The organism is Rhizobium sp. 57MFTsu3.2 (assembly GCF_012932765.1).
In the GTDB taxonomy this organism is placed as follows: domain Bacteria; phylum Pseudomonadota; class Alphaproteobacteria; order Rhizobiales; family Rhizobiaceae; genus Rhizobium; species Rhizobium altiplani.
On sequence record NZ_JDWI01000027.1, the window covers coordinates 40,588 to 55,614 of the forward strand.

Here is a 15,027-nt window from a genome sequence, read left to right on the forward strand (position 1 = left end):
CTGGTGGTCACGCAGCCGTGGGGTTGAGGAGGTTCATGTCGATACTCGTCAGCTCCACATGGCGCTCGAACGAGATGCCCACCTCGTCGAACAGATGGCAGTCGGCAACGTTGATCCCGGTGGAAAGTGGCTGATCCGGGTGAACCGCGGCGCGCCCATGCAGCGTCGCGCAGAAATTCTCGCTTTCGCCGTCGAGCGACGCATAGGCGACCGTCTGGGCGCCAAGGCGCTCGATGACAGACGGCGTAACGGTGAAGGCGATGTCGCCAGACCCGATCTGGATATGCTCCGGACGCACGCCCAAGGTCAGCTGTTTGCCAATAGCGCCGCCTCTTGGCGTGACAGGGATCACCGCCTTCTGTCCTTTGTAGTCGATTTCGATGCCGGCATCGCTGATACCTGTGCAGGTGACGGGCAAGAAGTTCATCTTGGGATTGCCGATGAAGGCGGCAACAAAGATGTTGGCAGGCTTGTGGTAGAGCTCCAGCGGGGCGCCGGTCTGGGCGATCTCGCCGGCATTCAAAACCACAATCCGGTCCGCCATGGTCATCGCCTCGATCTGGTCGTGCGTGACATAAATCATCGTCGCCTTCAGCTGGCGGTGCAGTTTGGCAAGCTCGATGCGCATGTCGGCGCGCAAGGCAGCGTCGAGGTTGGAGAGTGGTTCGTCAAACAGGAATATCTTCGGTTCGCGCACGATCGCGCGGCCGATTGCAACGCGCTGACGCTGGCCGCCCGAAAGCATGCCAGGCTTCTGCTGCAGGCGCTGGTCGAGGTGGAGAATGCGCGCTGCATGCTCGACCTTGGCCTTGAGCTTCTGCTCTTCCATTTTTTCCACGCGCAGTGGGAAAGCAATGTTTTCGAAAACGCTCATGTGGGGGTAGAGCGCGTAGGACTGGAACACCATGGCGATACCGCGCTTGACGGGTGGCAGGTCATTGACCCTCAAACCGTCGATGACGATGTCGCCCGCTGTCGTGGCATCAAGACCCGCGATCATTCGCAGTAATGTCGACTTGCCGCAGCCAGACGGGCCAACGAAGACAACGAACTCGCCGTTCTTCACCTCAAGCTGAACGCCCTTGAGAACCTCGAAGTCGCCATAAAACTTCTGAACTTTGTTGAGAAGAAGCTGTCCCAAAACCTGTCTCCGGTCGCCGCCTGCGCGGCATGCATCCTGTCGGTGAGGGATCGCGGTTGTTGCCTCCGCGATCCCGACAAAGGCTTACTTGAACGCTTCGATCTCGCCAGCAGCCTTCTTGAGAGCATCGGCCGGCTCGGCCTTGCCCGTCACGACAGACTGTACCATTTCGATCATCGAATTCTGGAAGCCCTTGTAGTCGGTGAAGAGCGGCTCGGGACCGCCGAAAGTGATACCGTCGATGAACGGCTTCCACGACGGATCAGCCTTGACGAACTCATCGACCTTCGGTGACGGACGCAGCGGCGTCAGGCCGGCACCGCCCTGAAGTTCGTATTCGCCTTGCGGGCCCGGCGAGGTGATGAACTTGGCGAATTCGATCGCCTTGTCTTCCACACCCGTACCCTTGAAGACCGCCAGGCTGTCGGTGATGAGCAGCGTGCCTTCACCCTTGGCCGACGGGCCGAGCGGCAGCGGTGCGACGCCCCAGTTGATCTTGGTGTCCTTCAGGCGGGCAGCAGCACCCGAACCTGCCTGGATCATGCCGACCTTGCCATCGAGGAAGATGGCGCGGATTTCGTTCTGCTCGTAGGCGGTTGCGCCTTCGACGGAGTAGGGCGTGATGTCCTTGTAGGCCTGCAGGGCGGCCAGGACTTCCGGGCTGTCCATGACGATCTTATCACCGTCGATCACCTTGCCGTTGTTGGTGTAAACCCAATGCATGAACTGATGCATGGTGTTGTCGAAGGTCTTGGCCGGGAGGCCGTAGCCTGCAATGCCGGTCTTTTCCTTGATCTGCTTGGCGGCGGCAATTTCCTCAGCCCAAGTCTTCGGCGGGTTCTCCGGGTCGAGGCCGGCCTGCTTGAAGATGTCCTTGTTCCAGTAGAGTGCCTTGGTCGAGAAGGCGACCGGCACGCCCCACTGGTTGTTGTCGAAGGTGACGGTGTCGACGATGTTTGGGTAGTAGCTCTTCTTCTCGTCGTCGGTCATAGGCACCGGAACGATCAGATCGTTCTGGGCGAATTCCTTCAGCGTACGCGAACCGACATAGGCCATGCCGACCGGAGTGCCGGCAGCAGCCAGCGTCGTGGCCTTGTCCTGGCACTGTTCCCAGCCGACGACCTCAGGCGTGACCTTCCAGCCTGGGTTCTTGCCTTCCCATTCCTTGATGTATTTCTCGTGGATCGGATCGATCTTGTCGCCGCAATAGATCCAGCTGATCTCCTTGTCAGCGGCGTGCGCGGTCATTGCGCCGAGCGCGGTAGAGCCGAGCAGGGCAAGGGCCATCAGCCCGGTCTTGAATTGAATTGTCACGTTGTTAGCTCCCGTTTTTTCTCTGGTGGTTGACTTACTGTTTCACCGCGCCCGCGGTCAGACCGCTGACGAGATACCGTTGAAGGAAGAAAATCACGATCATGGCCGGCGCAATGCCGACGAAACTTGCAGCCATCAGTTCATTCCACACGACTTCCTGGCGGCCGAAATAGGCGAAGAGTCCGACCGGCAAGGGCGCAAATTCGGTTTTGGAATTGAAGGTGAGCGCGAAGATGAACTGCTGGGCATAGGAGCCGATGAAGGTGGTGATCGCAACTACCATGATGCCCGGCATGGCGATTGGCAGGATTACCCGGCGCAGGGTATAGAAATGGCTGGCGCCGTCGACGAATGCGGCTTCGTCCAGCTCCCGCGGAATGCGCATCATGTAGGTTCTGAGCAGCCAGATCGCCGAAGGGATCAGGAAGGCAACGCCGGGAACCATGATGGCGAAATAGGTATTCAGCAGGCCGAGCGTTCGCATCAGCCGGAAGAGCGGGATGAGCAGCACCGCGCCCGAAAACATGTTGACGGCCAGGAACGCGCCGAGCAGCAGCCCGGCGCCTTTGAATTCAAACCGCGCGAACGCATAGGAGGCAGGGATGACGAGCACCAGGACAACAGCGGTGACGATGGTCGAGATAAAGAAGGAATTGAAGATGTAGCGCGCAAAGCCCGGCACGCTTACCCACATGGTCCGATAGGCCTCGAACGAACCGTTCTCGGGGATGAACCGGTAAGGCGATGAAAAGAGCTGGCTGAGCGGCTTCAGCGATACCAGGAAGCCCTCGACGAAGGGCGCAAGCACGAAGGTAAGGAACACCAGGATGCCGGCATAGATGCCGATGATCTCATACCATTTGTACCGATGGATCAGCAGATGCGGCTGTTTCATCGCTTGTCTCCGGAAGTAAGGCGGCTGGTCACGCGGAAGTAGCAGACGCAGAAAATCGACAGGAAGATGCAGATCAGCACGGCGCGCGCGGCGCCTTCCCCGTATTTGTTCGAGCCGATCGCGGTTTTATAGGTGTCGATGATCATCGTCGTCGTTTCGCCGCTCGGGCCGCCACGCGTCAGGATCCAGATGATGTCGAATGAGTTGAACGTAGCGATCAGCGACAGCATCGACATGGTGATCATCGACGGGACGATCAGTGGCAGGGTAATGCGCCGGAAGCGATAGAAACGGCCGGCCCCGTCGGTCCAGGCGGCCTCATAGAGATCCTGCGGAATCGCCTGCATGGCCGCGAGCATATAAAGCGTGACCAGCGGAACGCCGATCCAGACATCGGTGATGATCGTCGCCCAGAACGCCGTGGACCCCTGCGCGAGAAATGCGACCGGCGCGTCCACCAGCCCGAAGCGCTGCAGCATGCCGGAAATCATCCCGAACTGGCCGTTGTACATCCAGCCCCACATGAAGATGCCGATCGCCATTGGGACAATCCATGGCGGCATGGTCAGGACGCGGAAGAGCGCCCTGCCGGGAACCGCAGAATTCAGCATCGTTGCGCCGAACACACCGATGATCATCTTGATGGAGACGGAAAAGAACGTCCAGATGAAGGTGCGAATGATGACTTCGGCGAAGGTAGCATTGAAGATCTTGCTATAGTTCACCCAGCCGACCCAGTTCGTCGTCTTCTTCAGCGACGCATCGGTGAAGGAGAGGATGAATGTGTCGACCAGCGGATAGGCGACGATCACCGCGACATAGAGGACTGCCGGAAGGAGAAGTATCCAGGCAAAGATGACTGCGTTGCGTTGGACGCTCATCTTGCCGCCCTCCTCAAGCCGCTCTTGCGTGCAGGGCTTCGTCGAACCTGTCCCAAATCGGGCGCAGATCGATCACCGCCTTTTTCATCCTTGCCTCGTCCATCGATAGGGCAAGGATGCCGGCCTCAAGGGCATTGAGTGTCGAAACAGGAAGTTCGGTACCGGTACGCACGCTGTCGAGCAAATCCGCTGCCATCTGCTCGTCGGCACCGTAATGCTGCGAAAGCTCGGTCGCCACGTACTTGTTCTCAATCACCTTCTTGCCCGTCAACTGCTCATGGACGTCGAGATAGCCGCGGACGAAATCGCCCTCCGCCATGCCGCGCGATCCCATGATGGCAAAACGGCGGAACTGGTCGGGAACGTTGAGGTTGGTATGGAAATTCATGCCGACGCCATTGGCATATTCGACGATCGCCACCTGATAGTCGATGATGTCGCCGTCGCTGTCGAAAACCTTGTCGGACCCCATCCAGCCGCTCGGCTTGCGGTGAAAAAGCTCAAGGTCGTTGATGCCTTCGCGTGCGGGATCGTTGGCCGGAATGAAGCTCTTGCGGCCGCCGAAGCTTGCAACGCGCTCCGGACGAGCGCCGACGACGCCGTTGTAGAGATCAAGATCGTGGCAGCACTTTTCCAGCATGAAGCTGCCCGAATAACGCTCGTAGCGACGCCAATCGCGCATGAAGAAAGCGCCGTGGTAGGGCTCGATATGCTCCGAGGCCTCGATCGAGACGATCTGTCCAAGCTTGCCTGCAGCCTGAATGGCGCGAAGGTCCTTGTAGAGGGGCGAATAGCGAAGGACGAGACCAACCATCAGTCGCTCATGACCGAACTTCGCCATCAGACGGGCGAGCTCAATGCTCTCGGCGATCGTCGTGACGATCGGCTTTTCGCAGAAGACCTTCAGGCCACTTTCAAGACCCAGCCTGATATGATCGAGATGCATGTGGTTCGGCGAACCGATCATCAGGAGATCGAGCTTTTCCCTGGCGATCAGCTCCTCAGGAGAAGCATAGGCCGTGCCGGCAGAGATGCCTTTTTCGACAAGACCCGGAAGACCTGCCGGATCGGGGTCGACGTAACCCACGATCTCGAAGCTTTCATCAACGGACTTGAAGACGTAGCCAAGATAGCCGAGCCTGAAACCTAGCCCGATAATTCCCACTTTCATGCTCTTCTCGTTCCCATTCACGTAATTTATTTTCGTCAAGTTGGGACAAAATTTCGAACTCGTCAACACGAATCCCGCGAAAAGTTGCAAGCATGAAATTAATTTTCATAACCACCCATTTCCCAGCTTCAATCGCCTTCAATCGGGCATGAACGCCCGTTCTCTCCGCGCGCAAACGCCGAAGGATGGCCCGCGCGCTTGTGTGAACGCCCGGCAACGGCGAAAAACGCCGTCGTCGCGCTGCCTGGATCTAGCGGTTTCGCCGTTTGCCCTCGAGCAGATCGAGCACGGAATTTGCGGCATCGAGAACATTCGTGCCCGGGCCGAAGACTGCCGCAACCCCGTGGTCCATCAGGTACTGGTAATCCTGTCGCGGAACGACCCCTCCCACCACGACGATGACATCGCCGGCGCCCTGTGCCTTGAGTTCGTCAACCAGTTGCGGTGCCAGTGTCTTGTGGCCAGCCGCCAGCGACGACATGCCAACCACATGTACCTTGCTGGCCACCGCGAGGTCGGCGGCTTCCTTTGGCGTCTGAAAGAGGGGGCCCGCCAACACATCAAAGCCAATGTCGCCAAACGCCGAGGCGATCACCTTGGCGCCGCGGTCATGACCGTCCTGGCCAAGCTTGGCAACCATGATTCTCGGCCTCTGACCGAGGACCTTGCCGACTTCGACCATGCGGTCCTTCAGGACTGCGAGCTCCGGCTCGTTGCGGTAGGCTTGACCATAGACGTCCCTGATGACCTCGGGCTCTGCTGCGTGGTCCCCGAAGGCCCGACGCATGGCATCCGAAATCTCGCCAACAGTTGCCCGCGCGCGCGCCGCTTCGATGGCTGCCGCAAGCAGGTTCCCCTTGCCGCTGCTTGCGACCTCCTCAAGCACCTTGAGGGCCGCTTGTACTGTAACGCCATCGCGGCGGCGTTTCGTGTCTTCGATCCGCGCAATCTGGGCGGCGCGCACGGCTGCATTGTCGATCGCCAGGATCTCGAGCTCTTCTTCCGTGTCGAGACGATATTTGTTGACGCCGACGATGACCTCTTCACCCTTGTCGACCGCCGCCTGGCGTCGCGTCGCCGCTTCCTCGATGAGCCGCTTGGGCAATCCCTCGTTCACCGCCTTGGTCATGCCGCCGAGTGCCTCGACCTCTTCGATCAGGGCCCAGGCCTTGTCGGCAAGCGCCTTTGTCAGGCTCTCGACATAGTAGGAGCCCGCAAGTGGATCAACGACATTGGTTACGCCCGTCTCATGCTGAAGAATGAGCTGCGTGTTGCGGGCGATGCGGGCAGAAAACTCCGTCGGCAAGGCGATTGCCTCGTCGAAGGAATTGGTGTGGAGCGACTGAGTGCCGCCCAGAACCGCAGACATTGCCTCGAAGGCGGTGCGGATGATGTTGTTGTAGGGATCCTGCTCCTGCAGCGAGACGCCCGATGTCTGGCAATGCGTGCGCAGCATGAGGGAGGACGGTTTCCTGGGCTCGAACTCCTCCATGATGCGCGTCCATAGCAGGCGCGCAGCACGCAGCTTCGCTGCCTCCATGAAGAAATTCATGCCGATGGCGAAGAAGAAGGAGAGGCGGCCGGCAAAATCATCGACGTTCAATCCCTTGGCGAGCGCGGCACGAACATATTCGCGCCCGTCGGCGAGCGTGAAGGCGAGTTCCTGAACAAGCGTCGCGCCGGCCTCCTGCATGTGATAGCCGGAGATCGAAATGGAGTTGAACTTCGGCATCTCCCTTGCCGTGTATTCGATGATATCCGCAACGATGCACATGGAGGGCTCCGGCGGATATATGTAGGTGTTGCGGACCATGAACTCCTTGAGGATGTCATTCTGTATCGTCCCCGAAAGCTCGGCCCGGGACACACCCTGTTCCTCGCCGGCAACGATGAAGCTCGCAAGTATCGGAATGACCGCGCCGTTCATCGTCATGGAGACCGAGATCTTCTCCAGCGGGATGCCATCGAACAGGATCTTCATGTCTTCGACGCTGTCGATCGCAACTCCTGCCTTGCCGACATCGCCGACGACGCGCGGATGATCGCTGTCATAGCCGCGGTGGGTTGCAAGATCGAAGGCCACGGAAACGCCCTGCTGGCCGGCAGCGAGCGCCTTGCGGTAGAAGGCGTTGGAGGCTTCCGCCGTGGAAAAGCCGGCATATTGCCGGATTGTCCAGGGGCGGCCAACATACATCGTGGCACGGGGCCCGCGGGTAAAGGGTGCAAAACCCGGCAGCGACCCGAGGTGCTCGGCACCCTCCATATCGCCCTCGGTATAGAGCGGCTTGACGTCTATCCCTTCGGGCGTGTGCCAGACGAGCGTCTCGGGCGAGGCCTTCAGCTCTTTTTCGGCGAGAGCCTGCCAGTCGCCAAGCGTTTTCTTCGTCATGCTATCCTCCGGCATTCTTCTTTTGCCGCAGGCTAGCACTTTAACGACGCGAGGCGCGATAGAGCTTTAGGATATTTTATGAAGAAGCTATTCCGGAAAACTTGCTGGTCTGAAGGGGGCCTTAGGCAGCCCCAAAAAGTTATCAGGCAGCCGCTGCGATGCTGCACGAGACTGAACTGGTTCCCGACGCTGTGATTCTTTCAACATTCCACTACTATAGCCATCCTTTGTTCGATGGGAGGAAACATGAGCCGCGCCGTAGTCATCGTCGATCCATTGCCACGTACCCTTGACCTAATCATGGAGCCCGACGTCCGCGCGAGGTTGGAGCGGCTAGGGGAGGTCGTCGTTTCAGAGGACAAACCGATGCCCTCGGCACTCGTAGACGAGCTCCTGCCAGATGCCGTGCTCATCTTCGGGCAAACGGACATGCCAAGGGAGCGCCTGGATCGAGCGACGAAATTGAAGGCGATTATCAACGTCGAATCCAACTTCTTGCCCAATATCGATTACAAGACCTGCGTGGAGCGAGGGATCTGGGTCATCACGCCAGCTGCAGCCTTCGCGCCCCCGGTAGCCGAGGCGGCGTTGGCCATGGGGCTCGATCTTGCGCGCGGTATCACTCAGGCGGACCGAGACTTCCGGGCAGGCGTCGAACAATATGGGTTGGCTGGTAACCACGCGACCTTCAGGTTCGCGGGAGCGCCGGTCGGCATCATCGGGTTCGGCGATCTTGGGCGACAGTTCAGAGACCTGATCCGGCCGTTCAAGAACACAGTTCGGGTTTTCGATCCGTGGCTCCCTCGGGAGATCATTACCAATGCAGACTGCATTCCGACGCCTTTGGAAGAAGTGCTGACAGAAAGCCAGCTGGTTTTTGTCTTTGCCAGCGTGACGAGTGAAAACCAATCATTTCTGGGCAGGCGAGAGTTCGCAATGATGAGGAAAGGCGCTGCTTTCATTCTTATGAGCCGCGCCGCGGTGGTAGACTTTCCTGCGATGTTGGCAGCTGCCGAATCCGGTCACATCCGTGTCGCGACCGATGTCTTTCCCGAAGAGCCGGTGCCTGCAAATGATCCCGTGCGTTCCGTACCGGGGATCCTTCTTTCGGCGCATCGCACCGGTGGAACGCGCGATGCTTTCTATGCCCTGGGCTCCATGGCCGTCGCCGATGCCGAACTGATAATGAGAGGATTGCCTCCGCAACTTTGCCGACGGGCAGATCTGGCGACGGTCAGTCGGCTCCGGTCGAAGCCTGTGACGGTGTCCTAGTCATCTTGGATCTGACGCTACATTGCTCGGCCTCTTCATGGGTGATTGAGCAATGGCAAACGCGACTGGTCGACACAATCGGCGGCTGGTTCCCAGTATGGCCAAGAATAGCCAAATCCAAGCACACTCTCGCGCGCAGCCACTGTTGCCGAGGAGGTCTGGCGTCCATGAACGGCGCATGCATTCTTATGTTCGGCATGGCACAACGACGTTGTTTGCAGCTTGCGAAGTCGCCGCCGGTATTGTCTCGGCACATGCCATAAGCGGCATCTTGCCACCGAGTTCCTGGACTTCCTGACAGCGATCGATGCGACTGTGGCGCCCGATTTGGACGTGCTAGACAACCTTCGCGGACACAGGCACAGCACGGCCATCTGCCGGCCAGGCCACGTAACCGGCCGCCAGCCTTCGACATTACCGCGACAGGAAGAGCGGGATCCGGCTTTCTTTCAGCATCGAACGGGTCACACCTCCAAACAGGCGCTGCTGTATCCGTGGGTGGTTGTAGGCGCCCATGACGACCATGTCGGCTGTCACGTCCGTCGCGTGTTGTCGCAAGGCCTCGTCCACGCGCCGCCCGCCGGTGGCCACCTGGTCAACCACGACCTTCACGCCGTGGCGGGTGAGGAAGGTGGCGATGTCAGATCCGGGCTCTTCGCCTTTCTCCAAACTTCTCACGGCGGGGGCCACGATCGTAACATGCACGGAATCACAGCCCTGCAAGAATTCCATGGACTGGTGGGCGGCCCGTGCTGCCTCGTCGCTCGAGTCCCAAGCGAGCAGGATCGACTTCGGAAACGAGCATACAGCCTGCTTGCGGGGGTTGATCAGGATCGGTGTCGGGGACCGGAACAACGTGCCATCGATGATACGCCTCTGAAGGGCCTCATTGCCGGCGGCTTGCGCGCCAACAAGGACGAGATCGGCGTAAAGCGCATGCTCAGCAATGTCTTCCTCAGCCCATCCGAACTCAGTGTAGATCTCCTTAACATCAAACGACAGATTGGCTTTTTCTAGAACCTCTATGACCGCATTCGTTTCCTCGGCGAGGTGGCCGATTTCCCTTTCCTGGCCATCGAGCCAGCTCGTCGATATCGCTTCATAGGTGCCGACCGATGGAATGCCCCCCATGCAGATCACAAGGGCGCTCATATGAGCGCCCTGCGTTTCGCAAAACTCTATTGCCGACTTGACGTCCTCGTCCCAGCAATCGACGTCAAAGACACACATAGCGGTTTTGATGCTCATCACAGTGCCTCCTTCCTGACGGCTGTGATCGTATCACGTTCCAGGAAAGTTTCCTTGCTGTTCGTCGACGTCGGTGGGGTCCCAAGTCGGATTGAGAACTCCGGCGAGAACCGCTGGGCGTGAGCCTGTTTTAAGAGGCGATTAGCGCTCATCATGTCGAGCCGCATGCTTCCGGCGAAGCGGACAGAAAAGCTCTCTTGTCGCCCAGTCGAGCGTTCGCGGCGACATCATCGCGACGACCCAATGGTCGTCGTCCGCCCGTTCGAGCAGGTTCTCGCCTTCGCTTCTTCTGGCGGGAGGCAGGGCTTTGCGGCGGCCGTACCCGACGCGGCAGTGACCGACATTGCTGCACGTTCTGGCAAGGACGAGAAAGCCTTGCTCCAGACATTGGTCTCGTTGCCTCGTTAAGGCCGGAAACCATAGTTTCTTACGCCCGACCCCATCGCCGGCCGGCGATTTCGGGCGTGCCTTCCCCGCTCTTCCTTTCGAAACTAATCTCGAAGGCATGACCCAGCCTGGACTTGGACTGGTGAAGCGAGGCCCGGTGCAATTCAGCAATCCGCCTGACGATCTTCAACCCGATGCCGAGGCTGCCATTGCAGTCGGACGCACTGATTTCTCGACGCATACCACCTGGATACCGATCCTCGACACGGACCATATTGCTGCCTACCTTCACAAGAACATCAGTGCCTGCCGGCGTATGGCGTACTGCATTCTCGACGAGATTACGCACGGCGTCTCGCAGTAGCGCGGGCGCCCCTTGGACAATGGCGGTTTCTACTTGAGGACAGAACGCCAGAGAGTGGTTGTTCTCATAGACCCATGGTGCGAGTTGCTCGACTACGGAGGACGACAGTACAACGAGGTCAACGGCCTCAAAGGTCCCGTGGTCGAAGCCATCAAGTCGGGCGAGGGTCGTCAGTTCAGCGACGAAGCGTACGAGGTCGTCCAGATCGATTTCCGCCCTGCGGGCACGCGGATGGTCGATGCTTCCCAGCTCAAGCTTGATCGCCGCAAGTGGGGTACGAATTTCGTGCGCGATGCCCGATGTGAGAACTTTCTGTGACGTCATCAGTTCGCCGACGCGCTCGAAGGCGCGATTGACAGCGATGGCGAGATGGGCGACCTCACGCGGCATCTCGTCGAAACTCAGGTGCGAATTTGCGTCCATCGGATCAATCTTGTCGGCGGCGTTGGCTGCTGCACGCACCGGCTTCAGGGCCTGTCGTACGGAGAGCAGGGTGGCACCGAGAACGAGGACCAGCAAGATACTCATCGGCACCAGCATATGTTCGACCACCTCCTTCCAGAAGACGGAGGAGACGACGTCTTGCGGATCGTCGATCGTTGCGACGTCGACGACGAACCGTTGATTTCCAACCACGAATGCGCGACCGCCGACCAGTGATAACGGCTTGCCTGGCTTTAGAGACCTCAGCCAAAAATCCGGCGGGTTTACATCCGCTGGAAGAAACCGGCTTTCGCAGGCCTCGTCGCAGGACTCGAACACAAGTGCGCCGGTAGCATCGCGTATCCTCGCGACATAGCCCGATGATCGCTCTTGGTAGCGATGTCTGACATTATCGGGAAGCTGGTATCGGACGCTTTTCCCATCCACGGTTATGCCGGAGGCTAGACGCTCGGTTTCCTGCTCGACAAACAGGCGCGACAGCTCGCCAACGTTCCAATAATAGTCGGAGAATATTACGGAGAGTTGCAGGACCATTGCGAGTACTGCAAAGAACGCAATCCGTCTGGTCAGGATTGCACCGAGGGTAGGACGTGAACGGCTCACACGCGCTCCTCTCGTATCATGTAGCCGACTCCTCTTACAGTTTCGATCGACGAGCCCGTCCGATGTCTTTCGAGCTTCTTGCGCAGCCTCGAGATCGTCAGTTCGACAGCATTGCTGCTTCTTTCATCGCCGTATTGTGAAAATGCGTGCTCTATCTTGATTTTGGAGACCACCTTGCCGCCATTGCGCATCAGAAGTTCGAGTAGATCCTTCTCCGATGGCGTTAGTGCGATCTCTGCGTCGGCGCAGGTTACTCGTCGCGAAGCGATATCGAATTGGATGTTAGCGAATTCCAATGTCGGCATCGTGGTGACAGGAGCCCGCCGCATGAGAGCGCGAATGCGCGCGATCAGCTCTCCGTTATGAAAGGGCTTCGCGAGGTAGTCATCCGCGCCTGCATCCAAGCCAGCGATACGCTCGTCGATCGCGCCGCGCGCCGTCAGCACGAGAACGGGCGTCTGAACCTTTGCACCTCGCAGTGATATCAGAAGATCGATCCCGTCCTCGTCAGGCAGGCCGAGATCAAGAAGGAGAAGATCGTAGTCCGCGCCCTCAGCAGCGAGCCGTCCCTCCTGCGCGGTCGCGAAGGCGTCGATTTTCCAACCGACGCGTCTGATGGCCTCGCAAAGCAGTTCGCGAAGACGTGCGCTGTCCTCGATGAGCAGAATTCTCATGCCTTCTTCCGACCAGTAACCATGGACCAGACGAGATTTTCCCGGTGCCTCCAGCTTTCGAAAACGGCGGCGCCGGCGTGGATGAACGCCAGGACCATGATGCTGTTGGCGATTGCGCCGTGCAATTCCTCCAGCCACTTTTCTCCCCAGAAGGCATCGAGCGTCGTCATCCAGCCCGTCAGCGCTGTAGCCGCCAGCAATGCCATCAGGCAGAGCATCATCACCGAAGCTAAAGGGTTGTGGCCGATGTAGCGCTTTTCATTCCGATTGCGGATGTCCACGATGTGAGCCATCACCTTCGAAGGCGTTGGCACGAAATCACTGAAGCGAGAATGTTCGGTACCGACGAAGCCCCAGACAGTACGGACGACAATCGCGGCGGCAACGACATATCCTGTGACACGGTGCCAGTACTTGCCCTCCTCAAGTATGAAGAGGTTGAGCATGCATGCCACGACGACCGTCCAATGAAATGCCCGGACGACGGGATCCCACACCTGGAGCGTGCACGTGGCAGTGGTGGAGGGCCTTGAGCCCTCCGTCATCGATGAGACCCGCGTCATCTCAGTCTCCGTTCTGGACAATGGCACCAGAAACCGGGTTGAAATAGACCTCGGCCCGACTGCCGTTCTTGTCCCTGCCGTAGATTTCGTAGCAGTTGCCCGTGATTTCGAACGTCTTGACCTTGTAGCCCATGGCGTCGATCTTTGTCTTCATGGCTTCTTCAGACATCCATTTGGACTTCGGTTCACCGGTGCAGCTCGGGCTTGCGAGCGCCAAGCCCGGCATTGCGGATGTGATAGCGATGGCGGCGATAAGTTTCAGTTTCATGGAAGATGTCCTCTGTTGGTAACCCGTTGCGGGAGACGGGGATACCGATACGACTGGGAAGCTGTCGGTTTCCTGTCTGACGAACTATCATCCAACGAGCGTCGTTTCTCGCTTTGCGCCAGTGCCCCGTCGCGCTCGGGCCTGGCAGCGGTTAACGGCAGCAGGCGCACATCCGGCCGGAAGGCTCGTTAGTGTCGCGAAAATTCGGGTTCTCGGGGCATTCCAGCTTCAAACACATCTCCGTCCGAACGAATGCCCACGCGTCGCTTCACGCCGGGCTTAGCATTCCTGAGCTCAATTGATGCCGCGCCTTGAGCTTCTGCATGATCCTCGCTGGCACGGTCAGGACGAAAGCACCGGCGGCCGTAGATCACCCACTTCACTTCCCATTGGAGACCGAACCGGCAGAGGCCATCGACTTCAACGACCTCGACCACGACGTGCGGCAAATCCTAGGAGGCCATCAACGGGTCGTCCCTCACCGTCTGCGCCAGGAAATCAAGGACCGCCCGGACCCGCAACGGCAGGTTCTTGCGCGATGGGTAGACGACGTTGATCGGCAGGCGTGCCGGAGGAAAATCGGGCATCACGTTTATCAGCCTGCCGGCCTCGATGTCGGGGCAGGCGAGGATATGCGAGAGCACTGCAAGACCGCCCCCGGCCAGTACCGCGCGATGCACCGCGACCGCATTGTTGGCAATCAGGCGTGGCGCGATGCGCACCGAGGTCTCGTCGGAACCATTGGAAAATGTCCACGACCGCAAATCTCCTGCGCGGCTGTAGCAGATGCAGTCATGGCCGCCGACGTCGTCGGGCGTTTCGGGCATGCTTCGTCGTTCGACATAGCTCGGTGCCGCAACGAGAAAGGCGGTCGTCCATCCAATCCGCCGGCACATCAGATTGCAGTCAGAGACGGGGCCGAGGCGCACTTCAAGGTCGATGCCATCGCCGATCAGGTCGGACGCCTCCTCGCGAAAAATCAACTCGACGGAAAGCCCGGCATGGCGATCGAGCAGACCGGCAAGACGCTCGCTGACGTAAAGACCGAGCGGCGCGGGCAGGGTGAGCCGCACCCGACCGGATACCGTGGTGGCCTCGGCACAGGTCGCTTCGTTGAGCGCGTCCACTGCTTCGACCACCTTCAGCGCCATCGCAATCATCTGCTCGCCCTCGACCGTCAGGGCAAGTGCATTCGTGCTACGATGCAGCAGGCGCGTGTTGAGATGTCCTTCCAGAGCGGAGACCTGCCGGGAGACCGCCGGCTGTGTCAGGTCAAGGTCGATCGCCGCTGCAGAAAAGGAGCCCGTCTCCGCAACCCTTAGAAAGGCTCTCAGCGCAGATACGATGTCCATTCGTCCCCCATACATTTCGACATAAGCCTTATGCAGCAGTCTAGGTCGGAAGCGCTTTACT

Annotated in this window: 14 protein-coding genes and 1 pseudogene; 3 read left to right on the forward strand and 12 right to left on the reverse strand. The window is 59.1% G+C overall.

The window, feature by feature from the left end; genetic code table 11:
- Positions 1 to 7: 7 nt before the first annotated feature.
- From ugpC to scpA, 6 genes are all read right to left on the reverse strand, one after another.
- The gene (gene ugpC / locus AF71_RS23740) at positions 8 to 1,141 is read right to left on the reverse strand and encodes a sn-glycerol-3-phosphate ABC transporter ATP-binding protein UgpC (protein ID WP_169683440.1); all 1,134 of its coding nucleotides are present in this window, start codon (positions 1,139 to 1,141) and stop codon (positions 8 to 10) included.
- Positions 1,142 to 1,225: 84 nt separating this feature from the next.
- The gene (locus tag AF71_RS23745; RefSeq protein WP_025661280.1) at positions 1,226 to 2,455 is read right to left on the reverse strand and encodes an ABC transporter substrate-binding protein; all 1,230 of its coding nucleotides are present in this window, start codon (positions 2,453 to 2,455) and stop codon (positions 1,226 to 1,228) included.
- Positions 2,456 to 2,489: 34 nt separating this feature from the next.
- The gene (locus AF71_RS23750; protein WP_025661281.1) at positions 2,490 to 3,350 is read right to left on the reverse strand and encodes a carbohydrate ABC transporter permease; all 861 of its coding nucleotides are present in this window, start codon (positions 3,348 to 3,350) and stop codon (positions 2,490 to 2,492) included.
- The gene (locus AF71_RS23755; protein ID WP_018858423.1) at positions 3,347 to 4,231 is read right to left on the reverse strand and encodes a sugar ABC transporter permease; all 885 of its coding nucleotides are present in this window, start codon (positions 4,229 to 4,231) and stop codon (positions 3,347 to 3,349) included. Before AF71_RS23755 ends, AF71_RS23750 begins: the two co-directional genes overlap by 4 nt.
- Before the next feature lie 13 nt (positions 4,232 to 4,244).
- Positions 4,245 to 5,402 carry a Gfo/Idh/MocA family oxidoreductase gene (locus AF71_RS23760; RefSeq protein WP_169683441.1) on the reverse strand — a complete coding sequence of 386 codons (1,158 nt, stop codon included), beginning with the start codon at positions 5,400 to 5,402 and terminating at the stop codon, positions 4,245 to 4,247.
- Between the two features lie 250 nt (positions 5,403 to 5,652).
- Positions 5,653 to 7,791, reverse strand: coding sequence for a methylmalonyl-CoA mutase (gene scpA / locus AF71_RS23765; RefSeq protein WP_169683443.1), 2,139 nt, complete (start codon positions 7,789 to 7,791; stop codon positions 5,653 to 5,655).
- A gap of 246 nt (positions 7,792 to 8,037) precedes the next feature.
- Here scpA and AF71_RS23770 point away from each other — a divergent pair, with 246 nt between their 5' ends.
- Both AF71_RS23770 and AF71_RS31870 read left to right on the forward strand, forming a co-directional pair.
- Positions 8,038 to 9,063, forward strand: coding sequence for a hydroxyacid dehydrogenase (locus AF71_RS23770; protein WP_169683445.1), 1,026 nt, complete (start codon positions 8,038 to 8,040; stop codon positions 9,061 to 9,063).
- Between the two features lie 76 nt (positions 9,064 to 9,139).
- Positions 9,140 to 9,381, forward strand: a pseudogene (locus tag AF71_RS31870) (IS630 family transposase); the annotation flags it as partial.
- A gap of 96 nt (positions 9,382 to 9,477) precedes the next feature.
- Here the strand turns inward: AF71_RS31870 and AF71_RS23775 are convergent.
- A complete protein-coding gene (locus AF71_RS23775) occupies positions 9,478 to 10,311 on the reverse strand; it encodes a universal stress protein (RefSeq protein ID WP_169683447.1) in 834 nt (277 codons plus the stop codon).
- Between the two features lie 153 nt (positions 10,312 to 10,464).
- Between AF71_RS23775 and AF71_RS23780 the strand changes: the two genes are divergently transcribed.
- On the forward strand, positions 10,465 to 10,719 hold the full coding sequence (locus AF71_RS23780) for a hypothetical protein (RefSeq protein WP_169683449.1): 255 nt from the start codon (positions 10,465 to 10,467) through the stop codon (positions 10,717 to 10,719).
- Positions 10,720 to 10,738: 19 nt separating this feature from the next.
- Here the strand turns inward: AF71_RS23780 and AF71_RS23785 are convergent, their stop codons facing one another.
- The 5 genes from AF71_RS23785 to AF71_RS23805 all read right to left on the reverse strand — a co-directional run bounded on the left by AF71_RS23785 (position 10,739) and on the right by AF71_RS23805 (position 14,966).
- Positions 10,739 to 12,109, reverse strand: coding sequence for an ATP-binding protein (locus tag AF71_RS23785; protein ID WP_169683450.1), 1,371 nt, complete (start codon positions 12,107 to 12,109; stop codon positions 10,739 to 10,741).
- Complete coding sequence (locus tag AF71_RS23790; RefSeq protein ID WP_169683452.1) at positions 12,106 to 12,783, reverse strand: response regulator transcription factor; 678 nt, start codon at positions 12,781 to 12,783, stop codon at positions 12,106 to 12,108. Before AF71_RS23790 ends, AF71_RS23785 begins: the two co-directional genes overlap by 4 nt.
- Entirely contained in the window at positions 12,780 to 13,346 is a 567-nt protein-coding gene (locus tag AF71_RS23795) for a cytochrome b/b6 domain-containing protein (protein WP_169683454.1), read from the reverse strand. The genes AF71_RS23790 and AF71_RS23795 overlap by 4 nt, the downstream gene beginning before the upstream one ends.
- A gap of 1 nt (position 13,347) precedes the next feature.
- Positions 13,348 to 13,614, reverse strand: coding sequence for a PepSY domain-containing protein (locus AF71_RS23800; RefSeq protein WP_169683456.1), 267 nt, complete (start codon positions 13,612 to 13,614; stop codon positions 13,348 to 13,350).
- A 452-nt stretch (positions 13,615 to 14,066) separates the two neighbouring features.
- Positions 14,067 to 14,966, reverse strand: coding sequence for a LysR family transcriptional regulator (locus AF71_RS23805; protein WP_169683457.1), 900 nt, complete (start codon positions 14,964 to 14,966; stop codon positions 14,067 to 14,069).
- Positions 14,967 to 15,027 lie beyond the last annotated feature (61 nt).

What these genes read in the sequence shown, in the direction of transcription:
- AF71_RS23760 (WP_169683441.1), bottom strand. Translation starts at nt 5,402, where the DNA reads ATGAAAGTGGGAATTATCGGGCTAGGTTTCAGGCTCGGCTATCTTGGC.
- AF71_RS23775 (WP_169683447.1), bottom strand. Translation starts at nt 10,311, where the DNA reads ATGAGCATCAAAACCGCTATGTGTGTCTTTGACGTCGATTGCTGGGAC.
- AF71_RS23790 (WP_169683452.1), bottom strand. Translation starts at nt 12,783, where the DNA reads ATGAGAATTCTGCTCATCGAGGACAGCGCACGTCTTCGCGAACTGCTT.
- AF71_RS23795 (WP_169683454.1), bottom strand. Translation starts at nt 13,346, where the DNA reads ATGACGCGGGTCTCATCGATGACGGAGGGCTCAAGGCCCTCCACCACT.
- AF71_RS23805 (WP_169683457.1), bottom strand. Translation starts at nt 14,966, where the DNA reads ATGGACATCGTATCTGCGCTGAGAGCCTTTCTAAGGGTTGCGGAGACG.
- AF71_RS23770 (WP_169683445.1), top strand. Translation starts at nt 8,038, where the DNA reads ATGAGCCGCGCCGTAGTCATCGTCGATCCATTGCCACGTACCCTTGAC.
- AF71_RS23755 (WP_018858423.1), bottom strand. Translation starts at nt 4,231, where the DNA reads ATGAGCGTCCAACGCAACGCAGTCATCTTTGCCTGGATACTTCTCCTT.
- AF71_RS23800 (WP_169683456.1), bottom strand. Translation starts at nt 13,614, where the DNA reads ATGAAACTGAAACTTATCGCCGCCATCGCTATCACATCCGCAATGCCG.
- AF71_RS23780 (WP_169683449.1), top strand. Translation starts at nt 10,465, where the DNA reads ATGTCGAGCCGCATGCTTCCGGCGAAGCGGACAGAAAAGCTCTCTTGT.
- scpA (WP_169683443.1), bottom strand. Translation starts at nt 7,791, where the DNA reads ATGACGAAGAAAACGCTTGGCGACTGGCAGGCTCTCGCCGAAAAAGAG.
- AF71_RS23750 (WP_025661281.1), bottom strand. Translation starts at nt 3,350, where the DNA reads ATGAAACAGCCGCATCTGCTGATCCATCGGTACAAATGGTATGAGATC.